Below are 19,246 nucleotides of genomic sequence, written 5' to 3' on the forward strand. Positions count from 1 at the left end.
TTAGCCAATCCAAATTTTACTTTTCACCAGAGTCATCGTTTGTCTCAAATGCTGGTTGCAGGCAATCAGAATAATCAAAACCAACAAACCGTAACCTACAATCGTATAAATTTCCATATCAGCCAATAAAGTCGATTGTTTAGCAACGGTTCCGAAAATCTTTTTCATGGCTAAAACATTCGCATTATCTGCCGAATAACCTTTGGAAATGAAACTTTGTGTTGTTGAGGCAATAGTTTGCTGTGCTTCTGTATTTTCTCCTGTTACAAATTGACTTAGTTTCAAGAAGTGTTTTTTATTCAAGAAAACCATCGCATTCTGCATTACACAGAAACCAATCGTACTTCCCCAAAAACGTCCCGAAACACCTACAATTCCTGAAGAAACCGCCATATTTGCCGGAACCGATGATGTGGTAAATAAGATGAGCGGAACAAATAAAAACCCAACACCGATTCCTTGCAAAATATAGGGAATGATAATATCGCTTAGCGCAACATCTGGCACAAAAAGAAACGTAAACCAGAAGTGGAAAATAGCAATAAGCGTAAAACCAATCATGAAAATAATTTTAGTCGAAACAGATTTCATCAGAAAAAAAGCAGCTAAAACAAGTCCGATTACATTTCCTAATCCATTGATGTACTGCATGCCCGCAACACGTGACGGATCCCAATTCCAAATCGAAAACATCGCCGAATGACAAAGACTCAGCGTTGCTCTGCTGATATAAAAAAGGAAAAACAATAAAAACCCAATTCTAAGATTGGCATATTTCAGAACTTCAAAATTGAAACTTGGTCTTTTCACCAAACGTTCTTTAAAGATGAACAATCCGCCTGTAATGAGCGAAATCATCAGTATTAAAACCATTTCAGAAGACTGCAACCAATATTTTTTCTCCGCATAAACAAAAAAGTAGGCACCGCAAAGAATTGAAATTAAAACCAAAAAATAACTCATCCAATCGATTTGATACAATGGGATTTTCTTTGTGATTCGGTGCCCTCTGAAAGTAACTAAGATTAAAAAGACGTTTAAAACCTGAAGTCCGCCCGAAACATACAACATGTATTTCCAGTCGTAATGATCGAGAAACCAAACGGCAATATTCATAATAAACGGCGTAGACAACAACAGCGCTCCGTAGTAAAACGAAAATCCAATAATAATGGCATTTTTAGTATTGAACTGCTCAATAAGCAATTGTCTGATTGTGATTACCGGAAGTGCCATCAGAATTCCTTCGGCAACTCTCATCAATAAAAAAACCGGAAAACTGGTAATATATGCCGACGAAACAATCGTAATTCCGATTAAGGAATAAACCGCCATCAGGTAATTTTTTGCAGGGAAAAAACTCGAAAATCGGCTTTCTATCAAGATTGTAGCCAGTAAAGTTCCGTACGTCACGCACATCGCAAACTGCAAATCTTCAGGTTCAATATCCAGAAAACTTGCCGCATACGTTACGTTCGACGTATAAACTCCCAATAAAATCATGGAATGCAAAAGACAAACGAACAAAATAATAATGATTGCCCACTTTGGAACCCAGGATTTAAATATACTTTTATCTTCCATTTTATTTGTGTGCAGCAACTACTGTAATGTTCATTCCTGCTCTTAAAAAATCGGTTTGTTTGTCTTGTTCTTTTAACTGAATTCTAACCGGAATTCTTTGTTCAATTTTCACGAAGTTTCCTGTCGCATTATCTGGAGGAAGCAATGAAAATCTCGCGCCACTTGCAGGCGATAAAGAAGCAATTGTTCCAACAAAAACCTTGTCGTTTACCGCATCGGCTTTGATTTCAACTTCTTGACCAACTGTTAAATATTGTAATTGTGTTTCTTTGAAATTAGCTGTGATCCATTTTTCTCTACTCACGATAGAAAGCAGAGATTGTCCTTCTTTCACCATTTGTCCTGGCTGTAAATTTCGTTTTCCCACCCAGCCATCATAAGGCGCCGTAATTACTGTATACGAAAGAAACAATGCAGCATTATCAGCAACAGCTTGTTTGGATGCAATATTCGTTTGTGTTGTCGGAACATTTGCTTCAGCAACAGAAGTACTCAAAGTAGCCGAATGAATTCTATTTTTCATTTCTGAAAAATGCGCCTGTGCCGATTCGTAATCGGCGCGGACTTTTTCTAACTGTTGAGAAGTGGCTGCTTCTTCTTTAACCAAAGCTTTATACCTGTCGTATTCTAATTTAGTTTTCCAAAGATTCGATTTTGCAGCGTCCAATTGCGATTCATTAATTGCCGTTGCGCTTGCTGTATTAATTGCATTTTTCTCGGCCACAACACTATTCTGTTTAGCGTTCTGAACATCAGCCAAAGCCACATTCAATTTCGACTTATATTCCCTGTTATCAATCACGACCAAAGTATCGCCTCTATGCACAAACTGGTTTTCGTCAAAACGAACTTCCTGCACATAACCCGTAATTCTCGACATAATTGGCGTAACGTATTGCTCCACCTGAGCATCATTGGTTTCTTCGTGATTTCGATTAAACACATAAAACCAAATTCCCAAAATGACCCCGCTTATTACCAGCGTACATGCAATAATTGTTATTAGTATATGAAACGTTCTATTTCTTCTAGTTTCATTTTTTATCTTAACCATCTTTTTTATCTCTTTATCTTAGTTTTTTCTAATTCTCCACCGGATTGAAATCCGGCGCTACAATATGAGCCGTTCCTTCGGAACTGAAAATCCATCTATATTCTTTACTCTATTCTCTTGTTTCCTGTCTCTTGCCTCTTTCTTCTGACTTCTAACTCTGAGGCATTATCCCAGCCGTATGAAGCAACTCATAATGTTTCAAAACCGCATCCAAATGGGTAGAAATTTTGTTGTATTTTGCCTGAAGCAAAGCATTATCAGCATCGACCATTTCGGTAATTAAAACCAATTGGTTTAAGTATTTCAGTTTTACGATTCGGTAGTTTTCTTCAGCTAAATCCAAAGCTTTGTCAACGACCACAAACTTTTCAAGGATTTCCTGATATTGTGTATGTTCTTTATAAAGCTGATCCTGAATTTCGTCTTTTATGATTTCAGACTGCATTTCCTGCCATTTTATTTTGGTATTTGCTTGATCTGTCTTCGTTTTGTTTTTATACAAAGACGAAAGATCAAAAGAAGCTTCAATTCCAACCTGACCTAAAGTGTACAAATACGGATTTGGTGGAAAGAATTTATAGTTTGGATAATAAAAACCATAATTCCCGAAGAAATGAACGCTTGGCAGATAATTTGCTTTTGCCAATTTCAGTTCCGTTTTGCTGATGTTTAATTCCTGGCTTGCAATTCGCATTTCTTCGTTTTGCAAGGCTTTATTCATATAAAAATCATACGGATCCAAACCGTTCATTTCGTCTAAACTTGACGTTGTATCAATCGCGATTTCTTCATTTTCCGGAATCTGAATCAAGGTCTTCAAATCATGAAGCGCTATTTTTATGTTTTTGGAATTTGTAAGCGCATTCAACTCACGATCAGAAAGCTGCAATTCGGCACGAATAACTTCGTTTTTCGTTACTGTTCCGTGTTTCTGTAGCGACTGAACTTCTTTTAATCGGTTTTTTTCTTCTTTGATGTTTTCTTCAAATATTTTTTGAAGTTCCATCATTTTATAAATCGCCAGATAGTTTGCCACCACTTCCAGTTCAATATCGTTTTCTGTTTTTTCCGATTTAATTTTGGCAATTTCGTTTTCCTGATTCGCAATTTTGATCGCGTTATTAATCTTGTTTCCAACGTAAATTGGCATTTTAAAAGTCGAATTCACCTCGTAGATTTCAGGAATTGCTTTCGTGACTTCTTTTCCATTCAAGAAACCATTTCCTTTAAATTCGGTAATATTGGTAATTCTCGAATACATGCCTTTTAATTCTACATCCGGCAATCTAAGTTCTTTTCTTTCTTTGATGTTTTGCTCAGCGAGCGTAATCTCCAGTTGAGATTTAAGTACTTTCTTGTTGTTTTCCTTCGCCAATTTCATCACTTCTTGTAAAGAAACAGTACGAATCTCTTGTGCTTGTAAACTACTGAATGTCAAAACAATTATCAACAACCACAAACTTCTGGGGAAACAATCTTCTTTTAAATTTGTAAGGAACATGAATACATAAATATTTTATGGTGCAAAGTTCCTTCATTTTTTTCTTGGCGGATGATTCTAAAAAGTCAATAACATATTCATTTCGGACAAATGTTAAAATTCCATTTTCCGAAATCGCTATATTAAAACACTGGAAAACAATAAATTAGAAATTAAAGTTGTTTCACGCAGATTTTATTTTTTACTCTCGCAGATTTGGCAGATTAAGCAGATAAACTTTAAAAAATCTACACAATCAGCTTAAATCCTTTTAAATCTGCGTGAAAAAATCAATTGGCGCATTTCAAAAATCCCCTAAATCTGCGGAATCTGCGAGAGAACTTATTTTAGCATGAGATGAAAAAAAATCTGCGTGAAACAAAATTTTTACTTTCGTTCCAAAATCTCTTCTCCATTTAAGTAATCGGAAGGTCTTTGCCCTAAAATCTTGAAGAATGTGTTGCTGAAGGTCGGAACACTATTATAACCAACTTCTTGAGCTACCTCTTTTACCGAAAGTTTTCTTTCTAACAGAAGTTCGATCGCTTTGAGGATTCTTCGAATAGTATAATATTGAATAAATGACATTTTGAGATCTTTTTGAAACAAGCGATACAAAGAGCGTTCGCTGAAACCAAATTCATGTGCAACATCTGCGAATAAAATTGTTTCACCAAGATTATTCTCCACATAACGCAGAATTTTCCCTAGTCGTTTGTCTTTTGGCTGTGGTAATTCTAAAGGTAAATTATTAGTGCAAATTTGAGGAAGAATCGCTTTTATGGCTTTTGCAATTGTAAAACTCGGAGAGCCTTTTTTCAAATCTCCGTTCCATTGATTGGTAAACATCATCATTTGGAGCAGCAAATTATTAACCGGATAAATCCCTTCTCTTTTGTAGAATTGATCTTCATCTTTTTCAACCGGAAAATATAAATTTCGCATCATCACATGTTCCGATTTTGGTTCGATACTATGCTCTAAACCCGCCGGAATCCAGATAAAATGTCTTGCAGGCAAAAAATAAGATTTCGTTTCGGTTGTCACAAAAACCACATCGCCTTCTGCGTATAGCATTTGTGCCTTTTCGTGTTTATGCCATGGAACAAACAATTCGCCCATTATATCATGATGACAGTAAATGCTTTTTTTATCTGCATCTACTTTCTTGATGTAATATTTGTCTACTTTAAAGGTTGATTGTTCCATTTAAATGATACGATGATTTCGTATTATAAAGATACTGAAGAAATAGAAATTAAAATTCAAATCGCTACACAGTTTGTCATTTCGACGAAGGAGAAATCTCCGCGAGTAGCTCCGTACAGAATATCGCCAATCTTTGTAGAGTTTCTTGTGAAGATTTCTCCTTCGTCGAAATGACAAAACAAACTGAGTAAAAAACTTTGCTCCCGATAGCTATCGGGATCGCGTAAATCTTAGCGCTCTTTACGGTTAAACCTCGCAAAGTTCATATAAAAAAAATGCCTCTCGTAATGAGAGGCATTTTAAACAACTTGGTCTCGTTTTTGAAAACGAGAGGACTCGAACCCGTCTCGTCCCTAGACGAGATGCCAGACATGTATTCTAACCAACTTTATCTTTCTTATTTATATTCTTTAATTAAAGCCTCTATTGATTTTCTATTTAACTTTTTCAATCTCAATTCTTCAATCAAAGCTTCTTTTTTAGTTTCGAATGATTTCGAATAAACCAACTCCCATGGTCCTTTATTTGAAGTATACCTGCTTCTATTCTCATTATGATATAATAATCTTTGAGCAACATCTTCACTAAATCCTTTGTAATAAAGATCAAAAGTTTTAGAATAAATTATATAAACGTAAAACATAAATCAAAATTTAATGTAAAAAAAAAATGCCTATCATAATGATAGGCATTTTTAACAACTTAGGCGGTCTGGACGGGACTCGAACCCGCGACCCCATGCGTGACAGGCATGTATTCTAACCAACTGAACTACCAAACCCTGCGTTATTGCGAGTGCAAAAATACAATAGAATTTCGTTTCTGCAAGCGTTTTTGCGAATAAAAATTGAGAAATTTTTAATTGGTTAAATTCCAATATTTTAAAAATTGATACTAAATTTAAAAAAGAAGTATTTTCTTTCTTTTTAACCGCAATCCCGATAGCTATCGGGAGCAAAGTTAAAAGCGCAAAGGGCGCAAAGCTTTAAAAAAAACTTTGCGCCCTTTGCGTAAATCTTTACGGTTAAAAACAAAAAACCAAAAGTGTTTTAAATCAAAAAAGCCATCCACAAAAGTGGAAAGCTTTTCATTGGTCTAACTACTAAACCAGCTACGAGTTACAAAGTCGTAGCAAAACAACACAACTAATCTTAGATACCGTTTTTGGGCAAAAAAGCCTTTCTTAATAGAAAGGCTTTTCCCAATATTGCGGTCTGGACGGGACTCGAACCCGCGACCCCATGCGTGACAGGCATGTATTCTAACCAACTGAACTACCAAACCTCTGCGTTATTGCGGTTGCAAAGATATAACAGAATTTCGTTTCTGCAAGTGTTTTTATAAAAAAAATAAAATTATTTTTCAAAATATCACCCAAAGTTTTGTTTTTCAACCAAATATGTAGTCAATATTTTTTCAAAATTATCGCCCACATTTACCGAAACGTACTTAATTTGGTTCTTCGCACAGGTTAAAGCCAGGTTTTTAAAATAAGCTTCTACCCTTTTTTCATATTCAGCTTTTACATTATCTGCAAAAATTGAAACCTCTTCACCCGATTCTAAATCGATAAATTTTCTTGGCGCATTATCAAAATCAAATTTCATTTCAGTTTGACTATCAACCACATGAAACAAAACTACTTTATGTTTATTGTGTTTTAAATGCTGTAAAGCATTGAATAATTTCTCTTCATCTTCCGTTTGAAACATATCTGTAAACAAAATAATCATCGAACGGCGATGCATTTTCTCTGCAATTTGGTGCAGATAAGTGATCGTATCAGTAGTTTTTTTGACTTTTGGCTGAACTAATAATTCTTCCAGTTTATTCAAAAGCATTCGGTGATGACGATCGCTTCCCTTTTCCGGAGCGTAATATTCGTATTTATCGGAGAAAACGCTCAAGCCAACGGCATCGCGCTGTTTCTTTAAAATATTCATTAAAACCGCTGAAGCCAAAACCGCAAAACCAATCTTCTTTTCATAAAAAGGTTGATTCGATTTGAGTTCTGGATAATGCATCGACGACGAATTATCGACAATCAAATGACAGCGTAAATTGGTTTCTTCCTCAAAACGTTTTGTGTACAAACGATCCGTTTTGGCGAATAATTTCCAATCGATATGTTTGGTGCTTTCGCCTGCATTATAGACTTTATGCTCGGCAAATTCGGCCGAAAATCCATGAAACGGACTCTTATGCATTCCAGATATAAAACCTTCCACAACCTGATTTGCCAACATTTCGAGATGCTGAAAACTCGAGACTTTCTCTATTTCCGATTCAATTTTCATTCGGTTTCTTTTTTAATATTTTGCGCTTTATAAAGCAAATCTGTCGCCATAAATAATTTACGTTTCAAGATCGGACTAAAATTAGGGTTTTCTTTTAAGAATCGCTGTACTTCATCAAAAGCATATTTCGATGAATATCTCCCAACTGTATTATCAAGCCAGTCTTTCGGAAAGAAAATATCTCCTGTGCGCTGAATTTCTTCTACCAAATCTAGTGAAAATCTAATATATTTTTGTGCACTTTCCTGACGAAGCGGATGATTTACATTCGCCAATCCCACAGAAACCCATGCTTCTTTTTCACGATTGGCATCGTCTTTTAACGATTCTATAAAGGCATTTCGAACGGATTCGTCTTTTGATAATGATGGAAGCAAAAATTCAAATCGCTTCTTTTTATCAGGATTTGTGATTGTTGTTCTTGTTTTCTCTAAAATTTCATCGGCTTTTTCATGTTTGAAAATGGCCAGATTCATTGCCATATTCGTAAAATCGTCTTCGTTCAATTTCAAATTCTGAATCACAACTTCTTTATTCCAAATCTGATATAATTTGGCTTTCGCCGAATCTGAATACGCAATCGAACTAAACAATCCAAATAATGTCTTTTTGATATTAGCTGATAAATTAGCCTGCAAACGACTGTATAGAATATCTTCAAGCTGTTTCTGAACTTTGTTTTGCTGTTTTTCTGTGAAGAATCTCCAATAAATCGTATTCAAATTATTAGAAACTATTCGTAAAACCAATTCGTTTTCTTCCGTTTGGATTCCTTTAAAAAAACAATCAAAAGCTTTCTCTGGCGAAATATTCCCAATCAACGTATTTTCATAAAGATTGCTGTACGCCGAAGCTCTTGCAACCTCATCTTTTAAAGTAGAAATAACATTTAAATTATTCCCGTCAAGCGGAAAAACGCCGTATCCAAAACCATTATAATTGTAAATAATAGTAAGCGGTTTTTTAAGTCCTATAGCCTCTTTTAAAATCAAACTTTTATCTATAATATTTGCCGTCAGCACTTTTACTTCATTAGAATAAACTAAACCAATCTGAAAAATCTGAGGCCAAACATTATTCGATTTGTCTTCTGCCTTTTGAAAAATTTCAAACTTTTTGATTTTGTTTTTAGTATCATATTCTATTTTATCTGAGAAAATCGTTCTTCCGGATTTGTTGACCCAAACTTCGCTCCATTTCTTCATATCCAAAGGCGTTTCAGCGTCTAGAATTTCTACAAGATTATTCCAATCGGCATTGTCGTTGGCATATTTCTGAATGTATTTTTGAATTCCTTTTTGGAAAGCTTCTTTTCCCATCGAAGCTTCTAATTGACGCATCATAATCGGGGCTTTATTGTAAATCATCGCACCATAAAGCGAACCGGCATCTTTCAAATTCGCTAAATGTTGTCTTATCGGATGTGTTCCCAAAGATCGATCTTCCGCGTAAGCGCTGGCATAATGCGTACTAAAAAATTGCAGATTATGATTGATTTTCGGAAAAATCGGGTTCATGATTTTGTCTGCCATGAAATTGGCAAAAACCTCTTTCATCCAAACATCATTAAACCATTTCATTGTTACCAAATCGCCAAACCACATATGTGAAGTTTCATGTGCGATTAATTTTGCACGGTTTAATTTTTCACTGTCGGTTGCGCTGTTGTCCAAAAACAAAGTCGATTCTCTGTATTGAATTGCTCCAACATGCTCCATTCCACCATATTGAAAAACTGGAATTGAAGCGAAATCCAACTTCTGAAAAGGAAATTTATAATTGGTATATTTTTCTAAAAAGTCTAAAGATTGCTGGTGTAGATTGAAAATTGTATCAGTGCTTATTTTTATTTTCTCTTCATTATTTTCTCGATACAGCATTGTCATTTCTAAACCTGGTTTTTCCGTAACGCTTTTGAATTTTCCTGCTACAAACGAAAACAAATACGTACTCATTTTATCCGATTCTCCAAAAGTGTACGAAGTAAAATCTCCTTTTTCGACTTTCTCTTTTACATCGGCTCCAGCCAGAACCGTCCAATCTTTTGGGACAGAAAGACTGAGTTTATAAGTTGCTTTGATATCTGGCTGATCAAAACACGGAAATAAAGTGCTTGCACGATCCGGAACTAATAAAGTGTACAGAAAATCATCATTCCGATTTAAAGACAAATTTCCCGCAATAAAGAAAATCGAAATGGCATTTTTTCCTAAAATTAAATTTTCAGCAGGAATTACAATATGCCCGTTTTCATGAATGATTGCAATATTTTTCCCGTTTGCCGAAACTGATTTTATATTTTGAGATTTCTCTTTAAAATCAAAAACAAGAGGTTTACTTAAATCTGATAAATTCAGATTTACCGTTAAACCGGAATTAATATCTTCATTTTTCTTATTCGGGATTTCAAAAGACAATTCGTATTGAACATCTGAAATTTGTTTTTTGCGAAATTGAGCCAATTGCTCTGAAACGCCATTTTCTATACTAAAACTTTCTTTTGGTTTCGATTGAGAAAAACCGATCGTCGTGATTATAAAAAAGGCAAAAAAGCGGTGAAGAATTTTCATTTTCAAGGAATATAAGATTCGTTAAAAATAAAAAATAGTTTGCCACGAATTGCACAAATTTCCACTAATTAAAATTTAAGTTTGATTTTTTTTGCCACAGATTTCACAGATTAAACGGATTTTAAAATCTGTGGAAATCCTTTAATCTGTGGCAAAATTTTTAAATTAATTAGTTCATTATTGGCAAATAAAAAAGGCTTGACTTTCGCCAAACCTTCTTTATATAAATCATAATCTTACGATTACAACAAAGCGTCTAAACTATCTGCGTAGGTTTGTTTTGGAGCAACTCCAACTTGTTTTCCTACTACTTCACCGTTATGAAAAACCAAAACGGTTGGTATGTTACGCACACCATATTTTGCAGCGAATTCTTGGTTAGCATCTACATCTACTTTACCAACAACTACTTTACCAGCGTACTCGTCGCTTAATTGGTCAATGATTGGACCAACCATTCTACAAGGACCGCACCATGCTGCCCAAAAATCTACCATTACTGGTTTATCTGACTTTAAAACTACTTCGTCAAAAGTAGCATCTGTTATTGCTAATGCCATAATAATTTGTCTTTAAATGTTATTTCAGCTTTAGTCCCTAGAGACCCGTTTTTTGTTATTTCCTAAACTGAGGTACAAAGTTAAAAATTAAAAACTAATCAAACACCATTCATAAATTAGTTTTGATTATAAAAGTATTGTAAATAATTATATCATAAATTTAAGTTTGATATTTCAAATTTAACATTGTAGTAATTTGAAAATCAGAAATTTAAATATGATTGTTTTTTGTAGTATCTTTAATCAACCATTAAAATTTTCCAGATGAAAGAAACTTTACATCGCATAAAAGTCTTTTTGCAATCGGCTGGTTTTAAAAAATATGCCAAACGTTTTGGATTTTTTATTTTAGGAGTAATTGCGCTTTTGCTGATTGCGTGCGGAGGTTTGTCGATTTATTTCAACAGAAATAAAACCGAAATTATTGCTAAAATCAATACCAAAATCAACGAAAACATAAATGGAAAGTTTCATATTGGCGATTTTCAGTATAAATTTTTGACTGGCTTTCCCAATTTTACTTTGGCTTTAAAAGATGTCGAGCTAAAAGACAATAAATGGAATATGCACAAACATACTTTGTTGAAAGCGCAGGAAATCGAAGTGCGTTTAAACGTTGTGAGTTTGCTTCAGAAAGAAATCAACATTCATAAAGTTCTGATTAACGACGCTCAAATTTACATTTACAAAGCGCCAGATGGTTATTCAAATTCCAATATTTTTAAACCAAAAAAGAAAAAAACACCCGAAAACAAAGAGAAACCCGAAACTACAATCGGACAAATTGACCTCAACAATGTTCGGTTTACGATAGACAATCACGTTGGACATAAATTATTTGATTTTGATGTCGCCAGTTTAAAATCAAAAGTAAATTATGACGGTGATAATTGGCAAACCGATCTTTTTCTGGACACTCAAATCAATAGTCTTGCTTTTAATACCGTTCACGGAAGTTTTGCCAAACAAAAACGCCTCAAAGGAACATTGGCTGTTTCTTTTAATGCTGAAAAAGAAAAAATCGACGTTAAAACTGACGGCTTGAAAATTGGAACTGATTCTTTTGATATTGTAGCTTTCTTCAATTTGGGAAAAAGTAATTCTTTGTTCGGAATTAATATTGGAACTACAATTTTATGGCAAAATGCATCTAATTTATTATCCAACAATATCAGCTCAAAGCTAAATCGCTTTGATTTAAAAAAACCAATTGATGTTAATTGCGACATAAAAGGCGATTTGAGCGCAGCAGGTGACCCAAGAATTGTCGTTCAGGCCATTATTAAAGACAACGAATTGAGTATTCCAGACGGACAACTTAATGATTGTAATTTCAAAGGAATTTTTACCAATAATTTCAAACCGAAGGAAGGTTTCACTGATGCCAATTCGGCTGTAATTTTGACCCGATTTTCAGCAACTTATCAAAATATTCCTTTGAAGATTCCGCAATTGTCGATCAATAATCTCGAGAAACCGCTTGCTACGGGAACTGTAAGTTCTGATTTTGATGTCAGCAAACTCAACGAAATCAGCAACGACAAATGGATTCAGTTTACTGAAGGACACGCTACAGCCAACTTGCAATTTCAGTTTGATATTGTGGATTTGTATATCAATAAGCCAAAATTTATTGGAAATGTAAACGTAACCAATACTTCATTTGATTTTATTCCGAAGAATGTTCATGCCGAAAAAGTAAATATACAGCTTGAATTTACACAACAAGCTTTGCTGATTAAAAAAATCGCCTACAAACACAAGAAAAACACGATTTATATTGAAGGTAAAATTGATAATTTCCTCAACCTTTATTATGATGCGCCCGAACAAATGGTAGTAAATTGGAAAATTTATTGCCCAAATATCGATATCAAACAATTTTTGGGTGTTTTGGCTTCTTCCAAAAAACAAACCGTTGCAAAAACCAATAAAAAACCAACTATTTCGAATCACTTGCGAACCGTAATCGAAAAATGTTCGGTAGTAATTGACATCAAAGCTGATCAAATAACCTACAATAAACTAACGGCCACAAATACCACTGCAAGAATCCAAATGCTGAATTCAAAATTGCTCATCAAAAATGGTTCGCTGCAAACTTCAGGAGGTAGTATCGCTTTTAATGCGGAAGTTTCGCCAAGCGGAAAAAATTTCGCTTTTGGCTCTAACGCACAGGTAAATCGGGTGGATATTGCGAGCTTTTTAAAATCGTTCAACAACTTCGGAATCAAATCTTTTACTCCAAATAATATTCACGGAAGACTCTCCAGTTCAGCTAATGTTACCGGTTTAATGAACAGCAACGGCGAGCTCATAACAAATTCTACTCACGGAAGTTTAGTGTTCAATGTTACTCAGGGCGCTTTGGTCAACTTTGAGCCTATTATGAAAGTGGGGAAATATGCTTTTCCGTTTCGCGATGTTAAGAATATTACGTTCAGTGATTTGTCCGGTGATTTTAAACTGCGCGGTGAAATGGTCGATGTTAATAAATTAACCATTAGTTCAAGTGTTTTAAATCTTGATGCAAAAGGTGTTTATTCCTTTGGCCGAGGCACGAATTTAGCACTTACTATTCCGCTTCGAAATTCTAAAAATGACGCTAAACTGGCTACTAAGGCGGAACGTGATGCTGTTAGAGAAAAAGGGATTATTTTGCGTTTGGTTGCTTATGATGATAATGGGAAGATGAAGATTAAAAAGGGGAAAAAAGAGAAGGAGAAGTAATTTTTTAGTTCCTTATAAAGCCTAAGAATTATATATACGCTGATCAGAAATGATTGGCGTTTTTTATTTCTAAACATTTAGAAACGGTTAATATTAAGTTGAAAACTTTAAGCCTAATGAGGCCAATTGTACTCGGGTCAATTGTACGCACAAAACTACTTTTATAAACTATGAATATCAAAGAAAAATTCGGATTCAAAGTCAAAGAACTTCGAGAACAAAAAGGATACTCAATCGAGTATTTAGCCAATATTTCCAATGTAGACCGAAACTATATTTCAGACATAGAAAAAGGTCAACGCAATGTTTCCATAGAAATAATAGAAAAAATAATAATAGCTCTAGATTCTGATTTTGGAGCTTTTTTTAATGATAAGGATTTTAAAAAATGAAGAACGTAAAAAAATATTCTGAAATCAGGCAAAAACTGCAAATCGATATTGATAAGAAAACTGATAATGGATTAGCTAAATTAACTCATTATCTACAAAATCATAAAAATGGGGTTTCGGAATATTTCAAAAACGATGCTGAAGATTATCTTATTGGCTTACATGAAAAATTAAACATCCTTGAAGAACCTAACTTTCAATATTATTTGCCCATAAAATGGGATATACCTTTTCCATCTCCTGAAAAGCCTAAATTTAAGTTTATAGATTTATTTGCAGGTATTGGCGGCATAAGGTTAGCATACCAAAACTTGGGTGGAAAATGTGTTTTTACAAGCGAATGGGATACCTATTCGAAAAAAACTTATGAAGCAAATTTTGGAAAAGTTCCATTTGGAGATATAACTCAAATTAAGGAAACGGAAATTCCTGATCATGACGTTTTACTTGCAGGATTTCCATGTCAGCCCTTTTCTATTGCCGGAGTCTCAAAAAAGAATGCATTAGGCAGAAATCATGGTTTCTTAGATGAAACTCAGGGAACTTTGTTTTTTGATATTGCCAGAATTCTTAAACATAAAAGACCTAAAACTTTTATGTTAGAAAATGTAAAAAATCTCGTATCTCATGATAAAGGAAATACTTTTAAAGTTATTCAAAACACATTAAAAGAATTAAATTATACGATTTATTTTAAAGTTTTAGATGGTAAACATTTTGTTCCTCAGCATAGAGAAAGAATTATAATTGTTGGATTTGATAATGAATATTTTAAAGGTAAAGAAAATTTCAAATTCCCTGAAATGAGTGATACAAAATTTGCATTGAAGGATATTCTTTTACCAGAAGTTGATCCTAAATACACATTATCAGATAAACTTTGGAACTATTTACAAGAATATGCTAAAAAACATAAGGCCAAAGGAAATGGCTTTGGATTTGGTCTAGCAGATTTAAATGGAATTTCAAGAACTATGAGTGCTCGATATTATAAAGACGGTGCAGAAATATTAATCCCACAAAAAGGCAAAAATCCAAGACGATTAGTTCCTAGAGAATGTGCTCGTCTTCAGGGGTTTCCTGACAATTTCATCATTCCTGTATCCGACAATCAAGCTTATAAACAATTTGGAAATTCAGTAGTATCTCCTTTAATGCAAGCAGTTGGAAAAAATATATTACAAGAACTAATTCGAATCAATGAATCTAAAAAACCTTAAATCAATCTTTTCAGCGAATGGATGCAATAAGATTTATATAAAAAATCTAGCACCAAACGACAACTCTAAAAATCAAATATATTTTGGAGGAAACTTCGAGGTTTTAAACATTCTACCTATTTCTGAAATTACTACTGAAGAAGCTGGAGATTGGAAAAAAGAAAGATTTAAGGCTAAAATAAAATTTTCATGGATTCTGGAAGATGGCACATTGACCTTGGCCCCAAAGTCGCAACTTATTTTATACCCAAAATATCCAGAAGTGCGATTTTCAGGATTTTTGATTGGCAGTAAAAATGCGCCTTCATATCTAATGACGCAACGACTACAAGATAGGCTACTGTTTTTAGGGGTTTCCGATGTTGGTGAAACTTTAGGATACGTAGTTGCTCCTGATTCTGAAATTGCCAATGAACTGAACCATTTACCTTCATTAAATAATTATGGAATATTCAAAGTAATTGAACTTCCAATTTTTCAAAATAATAGACAAAAACTGATTACAGAGTTATTAAGAATTCATAGTCTTGGTTGGATTAAATCTAAGCGTTTAGATGCTTCGGGAAATACATTGCCATGCGAGTCATCTAATTGCGGGGGTTACACATTAGAAGCAGAATTAGGAATAACTCCAAACGGCTATTCCGAACCTGATTATTTAGGATGGGAAATAAAACAATTTGGTGTTGCTAATTTTGCAAGAATCAATTCAAAAGTAATAACATTAATGACACCTGAACCCACCGATGGTTTTTACAGAACAGCAGGTGCAGAAGCTTTTTTAAGAAAATATGGCTATCCAGATGTTAGCGGAAAACCTGATAGGTTAAACTTTGGAGGAATACATAAATCCGATTTACTTCATCCTCGCACAAACCTTACACTAAAACTAATAGGCTATGATCAAAATGAAGGAAAAATCAGAAATGCAAATGGTAGAATTGCTTTAATAGATTTAAACAATAACGAAACTGCTTCATGGAGCTTCTCATCAATGCTTCTTCATTGGAATAGAAAACACAATCAAGCTTGCTATGTTCCTTCTCTATCAGAAACAACTACCGGAAGAAATTATAAATATGGCAATAATATAATTTTAGGAACTGGTACAGATTTTTTAATGTTTTTGAAAGAAATGGCAAATGGAAATATTTACTATGATCCTGGAATTAAACTAGAGAATATGTCCACAAAACCTTTAATAAAAAAGAGAAGTCAATTTAGAATAGTTTCTAAAAATTTAGGAAATTTATATAAATCAAATGAACTGATAGACGTCACAAGTTAAGAACTAGTTTTCAAAAAATACTATTCAAAAAACTCTTTTAATTTTCATTTAGATCCAATATTCAACAAACAATATAATAATATAACTTTACCAAAACAACCTATAATAAATTAAATACCACTAATTATTAAATTTAAAACCTTTAATAATTAAATTTCCATGGACTGTTTTACGCCAGAACAACGTTCCAAAGTCATGAGTATGATTCGTGGCACCAATACCAAAGATGAAGTTCGTTTGGCTAAAGCATTATGGCATATAGGCTTGCGTTATCGGAAAAACAATAAAAAGGTTTTTGGCACTCCAGACTTGACTTTCACTCCTCTCAAAATTGCCATTTTTGTCGATGGCGAATTCTTCCACGGAAAAGATTGGGAAACCAAGAAAAAACCAAAAACAAATTCAGAATTCTGGATCAAGAAAATTGAGAGAAACATGCAAAGAGATATTGAAGTCAATGCATATTTAGAATCTCAAAATTGGAAAGTATTGCGTTTTTGGAGCAACGATATCAAAAAGAATCTAGGCTCTTGTATTATGGAAATTCTAAATATGATTAATTTCAGAACAGAGCAATTATCGAAAATTCCTCCTTCATGGGAATAACCAAAAACTAAGCAAAACTTTTCATAATCTTTCCTTAACTCCCTTGCCTATTTCCGCCAAAAAAGATAGCTTTGAGAGACAATCATAAAATTTAAACCATTATGAAGATTCAAATCAACACTGACAAAAACATTGATGGACACGCAAGATTAGAAAGCTACTTTTCTGGAGAATTAGAAAAAGGTTTAGCACGTTTTGAAGACAAAATTACCCGCATTGAAGTTCACTTTGGGGATGAAAATGGAGAGAAATTTAGTTTGCAGGACAAAAAATGCGTAATCGAAGTTCGTCCTCAAAAATTACAGCCAATCACTGTTACAGAACACGCCGATACATTAGAAAAAGCTTTTAGCGGTGCTTTAAGCAAAATCAAAAAATCACTAACGACAACCTTCGAAAAAATAAAAGAATATTAGGTTTCCGAATAAATAAAAAAAAGACGCTTCGAATTGAAGCGTCTTTTTTTTATTTATTCGGAAAAGGCACAAAGCGACAAAGATACAAAGTGGCAAAGCTTAAAACCTATGAACCTTTGTCACTTTGTATCTTTGTTACTTTGTATCTTTGTTACTTTGTCACTTTCTTTACGATTTCGGTAAAGGCACAAAGCGACAAAGATACAAAGTGACAAAGCTTAAAACCTATGAACCTTTGTCACTTTGTATCTTTGTTACTTTGTCACTTTCTTTACGATTTCGGTAAAGGTGCTCCAACGGCAATATCACATCTGTGTCCTGCTTGTCCGTGTGGAGGATTCATTCCTTCTGCTACTGTCGGTGTTGTTTCTGTGCTTAACAAAGCCGGAGTTGGATTATTTGCTGGCGGCGTTACGGTGAACGATTGTGTAGCGGTTCCACTTTGTGCTGTATTTGTGGCAGGTTTTGCAACTGGAGAATTTAAAGGAGCTCCAACTGGAATATCACATCTGTGATTTGGCTGTCCGTGTGGCGGATTCATTCCTTTTGCTACTTTTACAGGAGTTGTTGTTGTTGTCATTACCACATTTTTCTGATTCGGATTTACCTGTACCGTTTGAGGCGCTTGCGCTACAACCTGACCTTGCTGTGGTGGTGCCGAATTCAATGGCGCTCCAACGGCAATATCACAACGATGTCCGGGCTGTCCGTGAGCAGGATTTAATCCTTTTGTTTCTCCTAAAACTGTATTTGGATTTGCAGTTTGCGTTTGTACAACTGGCGCAGCTGCAGCAGGTTTTGTAGTGTCTTTTGCAAGTCCTAGTCGAACCAATTCTGATGTTGCTGTATTTTGTTGTGGCTCTAATTCCTTTTTACAAGAAATAAAAAGCAAAGACGAAAAAGCCAACGAACTTATAATGATTTTCGGATTCATAATTGTGGTATTTTAAAGCTCTCAAATATAAAAATTTTAAACCATATAAGTAATGTAAGACAATTTAAGTTTTGCAGACATTTTCCCTCACAAAGACAACGATCTCAAAGTTTTTTTTCACGCAGATTTTACTTGTCCAAAATGATTCTTACCTTTAAACTTAAATAATCTATCTCATGAAAAAAACTATTCTACTCCTTTTATTCGTTGTTTCTTTTGCGAATGCTCAAACCGACAAAGACAAAATCAATCAAACTTTAGATACTTGGCACAAAGCTGCCGCCGATGTAAAATTTGAAGCGTATTTTGCTTTAATGGCCGATGATGCAATTTTCATTGGAACTGACGCTACCGAAAACTGGACCAAAAAGGATTTTAAAATTTGGGCAAAACCGCATTTCGACAAAGGAAAAACCTGGAATTTTACTGCTTTGGAACGTCACATCTTTTTTGATAAAACAGGGAAAATTGCCTGGTTTGATGAATTACTAAATACTCAAATGAAAATTTGCCGTGGTTCTGGTGTTTTGGTCAAAATTGGGAAAGAATGGAAAATCCAGCATTATGTATTATCGATGACGATCCCGAATGAAGATGTTGATTCGGTTACAAAAATAAAAGCGCCAATTGAAGATGCCTTGATTGCTAAGCTCCAAAAAAAATAAACTTTTTTCAGCTTTATTATTATAATCCTAACTTTTAGAGCAGTTTACAGCAATCGATGTCAATTTAATTATAACATATTTGACAAAAACGGCCTCTTTTAGAAAGCAAAAAATGGAATACTCTTAAAAAAACAGAACGAATTTTAAAAAATTAGCCAAAATAAAACAACAACCTCTATTTTAACAGCCTTCAAAACAAGAATCTTTATTTTTTTTTAACTTTGACCCCAAAAAAAATAGG

General features: G+C 34.2%; 16 protein-coding genes and 2 tRNA genes. 7 read left to right on the top strand and 11 right to left on the bottom strand.

All coding sequences use genetic code 11. The annotated features are described in order from the left end of the window. The 10 genes from ACNFIH_RS10995 to trxA form a co-directional block, all read right to left on the bottom strand. Positions 1-1,584, bottom strand: coding sequence for an MFS transporter (locus ACNFIH_RS10995; RefSeq protein WP_426486652.1), 1,584 nt, complete (start codon positions 1,582-1,584; stop codon positions 1-3). A 1-nt stretch (position 1,585) separates the two neighbouring features. Continuing rightward, on the bottom strand, positions 1,586-2,638 hold the full coding sequence (locus ACNFIH_RS11000; RefSeq protein WP_426486653.1) for an HlyD family secretion protein: 1,053 nt from the start codon (positions 2,636-2,638) through the stop codon (positions 1,586-1,588). A 151-nt stretch (positions 2,639-2,789) separates the two neighbouring features. Further along, positions 2,790-4,139, bottom strand: coding sequence for a TolC family protein (locus ACNFIH_RS11005; RefSeq protein WP_426486654.1), 1,350 nt, complete (start codon positions 4,137-4,139; stop codon positions 2,790-2,792). 366 nt (positions 4,140-4,505) lie between these two features. After that, a complete protein-coding gene (locus ACNFIH_RS11010) occupies positions 4,506-5,327 on the bottom strand; it encodes an AraC family transcriptional regulator (RefSeq protein ID WP_426486655.1) in 822 nt (273 codons plus the stop codon). Between the two features lie 397 nt (positions 5,328-5,724). Further along, the gene (locus ACNFIH_RS11015) at positions 5,725-5,970 is read right to left on the bottom strand and encodes a GIY-YIG nuclease family protein (protein WP_426486656.1); all 246 of its coding nucleotides are present in this window, start codon (positions 5,968-5,970) and stop codon (positions 5,725-5,727) included. A 64-nt stretch (positions 5,971-6,034) separates the two neighbouring features. Beyond that, positions 6,035-6,108, bottom strand: a tRNA-Asp gene (locus tag ACNFIH_RS11020). A 429-nt stretch (positions 6,109-6,537) separates the two neighbouring features. Then, positions 6,538-6,611, bottom strand: a tRNA-Asp gene (locus ACNFIH_RS11025). A gap of 86 nt (positions 6,612-6,697) precedes the next feature. After that, complete coding sequence (locus ACNFIH_RS11030; RefSeq protein WP_035646003.1) at positions 6,698-7,624, bottom strand: DUF58 domain-containing protein; 927 nt, start codon at positions 7,622-7,624, stop codon at positions 6,698-6,700. Beyond that, positions 7,621-10,194 (bottom strand): M1 family aminopeptidase, encoded by a 2,574-nt coding sequence (locus tag ACNFIH_RS11035; RefSeq protein ID WP_426486657.1) that lies wholly within the window; start codon positions 10,192-10,194, stop codon positions 7,621-7,623. The genes ACNFIH_RS11030 and ACNFIH_RS11035 overlap by 4 nt, the downstream gene beginning before the upstream one ends. A gap of 242 nt (positions 10,195-10,436) precedes the next feature. Further along, a complete protein-coding gene (trxA, locus tag ACNFIH_RS11040) occupies positions 10,437-10,754 on the bottom strand; it encodes a thioredoxin (protein ID WP_012023423.1) in 318 nt (105 codons plus the stop codon). 264 nt (positions 10,755-11,018) lie between these two features. Between trxA and ACNFIH_RS11045 the strand changes: the two genes are divergently transcribed. The 6 genes from ACNFIH_RS11045 to ACNFIH_RS11070 all read left to right on the top strand — a co-directional run bounded on the left by ACNFIH_RS11045 (position 11,019) and on the right by ACNFIH_RS11070 (position 17,406). Further along, positions 11,019-13,484, top strand: coding sequence for an AsmA family protein (locus ACNFIH_RS11045; protein ID WP_426486658.1), 2,466 nt, complete (start codon positions 11,019-11,021; stop codon positions 13,482-13,484). Between the two features lie 170 nt (positions 13,485-13,654). Further along, complete coding sequence (locus tag ACNFIH_RS11050; RefSeq protein ID WP_116753808.1) at positions 13,655-13,876, top strand: helix-turn-helix domain-containing protein; 222 nt, start codon at positions 13,655-13,657, stop codon at positions 13,874-13,876. Further along, on the top strand, positions 13,873-15,096 hold the full coding sequence (gene dcm, locus ACNFIH_RS11055) for a DNA (cytosine-5-)-methyltransferase (protein ID WP_426486659.1): 1,224 nt from the start codon (positions 13,873-13,875) through the stop codon (positions 15,094-15,096). Before ACNFIH_RS11050 ends, dcm begins: the two co-directional genes overlap by 4 nt. Continuing rightward, complete coding sequence (locus tag ACNFIH_RS11060; protein ID WP_426486660.1) at positions 15,077-16,384, top strand: MvaI/BcnI family restriction endonuclease; 1,308 nt, start codon at positions 15,077-15,079, stop codon at positions 16,382-16,384. Before dcm ends, ACNFIH_RS11060 begins: the two co-directional genes overlap by 20 nt. A gap of 159 nt (positions 16,385-16,543) precedes the next feature. Next, complete coding sequence (locus ACNFIH_RS11065; RefSeq protein WP_426486661.1) at positions 16,544-16,990, top strand: very short patch repair endonuclease; 447 nt, start codon at positions 16,544-16,546, stop codon at positions 16,988-16,990. 101 nt (positions 16,991-17,091) lie between these two features. After that, the gene (locus tag ACNFIH_RS11070) at positions 17,092-17,406 is read left to right on the top strand and encodes an HPF/RaiA family ribosome-associated protein (RefSeq protein ID WP_426486662.1); all 315 of its coding nucleotides are present in this window, start codon (positions 17,092-17,094) and stop codon (positions 17,404-17,406) included. Between the two features lie 271 nt (positions 17,407-17,677). Here the strand turns inward: ACNFIH_RS11070 and ACNFIH_RS11075 are convergent, their stop codons facing one another. Further along, positions 17,678-18,340, bottom strand: a complete 663-nt coding sequence (locus ACNFIH_RS11075; RefSeq protein WP_426486663.1) for a hypothetical protein — start codon at positions 18,338-18,340, stop codon at positions 17,678-17,680. 176 nt (positions 18,341-18,516) lie between these two features. On the opposite strand from ACNFIH_RS11075, the gene ACNFIH_RS11080 reads away from it, so the two are divergent. Then, positions 18,517-19,005 carry a nuclear transport factor 2 family protein gene (locus tag ACNFIH_RS11080; protein WP_426486664.1) on the top strand — a complete coding sequence of 163 codons (489 nt, stop codon included), beginning with the start codon at positions 18,517-18,519 and terminating at the stop codon, positions 19,003-19,005. The last annotated feature ends 241 nt before the right edge of the window (positions 19,006-19,246 follow it).

The organism is Flavobacterium sp. 2 (assembly GCF_049949195.1).
GTDB lineage: Bacteria > Bacteroidota > Bacteroidia > Flavobacteriales > Flavobacteriaceae > Flavobacterium.

What these genes read in the sequence shown, in the direction of transcription:
- trxA (WP_012023423.1), bottom strand. Translation starts at nt 10,754, where the DNA reads ATGGCATTAGCAATAACAGATGCTACTTTTGACGAAGTAGTTTTAAAG.
- ACNFIH_RS11060 (WP_426486660.1), top strand. Translation starts at nt 15,077, where the DNA reads ATGAATCTAAAAAACCTTAAATCAATCTTTTCAGCGAATGGATGCAAT.
- ACNFIH_RS11035 (WP_426486657.1), bottom strand. Translation starts at nt 10,194, where the DNA reads ATGAAAATTCTTCACCGCTTTTTTGCCTTTTTTATAATCACGACGATC.
- ACNFIH_RS11065 (WP_426486661.1), top strand. Translation starts at nt 16,544, where the DNA reads ATGGACTGTTTTACGCCAGAACAACGTTCCAAAGTCATGAGTATGATT.
- ACNFIH_RS11005 (WP_426486654.1), bottom strand. Translation starts at nt 4,139, where the DNA reads ATGTTCCTTACAAATTTAAAAGAAGATTGTTTCCCCAGAAGTTTGTGG.
- dcm (WP_426486659.1), top strand. Translation starts at nt 13,873, where the DNA reads ATGAAGAACGTAAAAAAATATTCTGAAATCAGGCAAAAACTGCAAATC.
- ACNFIH_RS11050 (WP_116753808.1), top strand. Translation starts at nt 13,655, where the DNA reads ATGAATATCAAAGAAAAATTCGGATTCAAAGTCAAAGAACTTCGAGAA.
- ACNFIH_RS11010 (WP_426486655.1), bottom strand. Translation starts at nt 5,327, where the DNA reads ATGGAACAATCAACCTTTAAAGTAGACAAATATTACATCAAGAAAGTA.
- ACNFIH_RS11030 (WP_035646003.1), bottom strand. Translation starts at nt 7,624, where the DNA reads ATGAAAATTGAATCGGAAATAGAGAAAGTCTCGAGTTTTCAGCATCTC.
- ACNFIH_RS11075 (WP_426486663.1), bottom strand. Translation starts at nt 18,340, where the DNA reads ATGAATCCGAAAATCATTATAAGTTCGTTGGCTTTTTCGTCTTTGCTT.
- ACNFIH_RS11045 (WP_426486658.1), top strand. Translation starts at nt 11,019, where the DNA reads ATGAAAGAAACTTTACATCGCATAAAAGTCTTTTTGCAATCGGCTGGT.
- ACNFIH_RS11070 (WP_426486662.1), top strand. Translation starts at nt 17,092, where the DNA reads ATGAAGATTCAAATCAACACTGACAAAAACATTGATGGACACGCAAGA.
- ACNFIH_RS11080 (WP_426486664.1), top strand. Translation starts at nt 18,517, where the DNA reads ATGAAAAAAACTATTCTACTCCTTTTATTCGTTGTTTCTTTTGCGAAT.
- ACNFIH_RS11015 (WP_426486656.1), bottom strand. Translation starts at nt 5,970, where the DNA reads ATGTTTTACGTTTATATAATTTATTCTAAAACTTTTGATCTTTATTAC.
- ACNFIH_RS11000 (WP_426486653.1), bottom strand. Translation starts at nt 2,638, where the DNA reads ATGGTTAAGATAAAAAATGAAACTAGAAGAAATAGAACGTTTCATATA.
- ACNFIH_RS10995 (WP_426486652.1), bottom strand. Translation starts at nt 1,584, where the DNA reads ATGGAAGATAAAAGTATATTTAAATCCTGGGTTCCAAAGTGGGCAATC.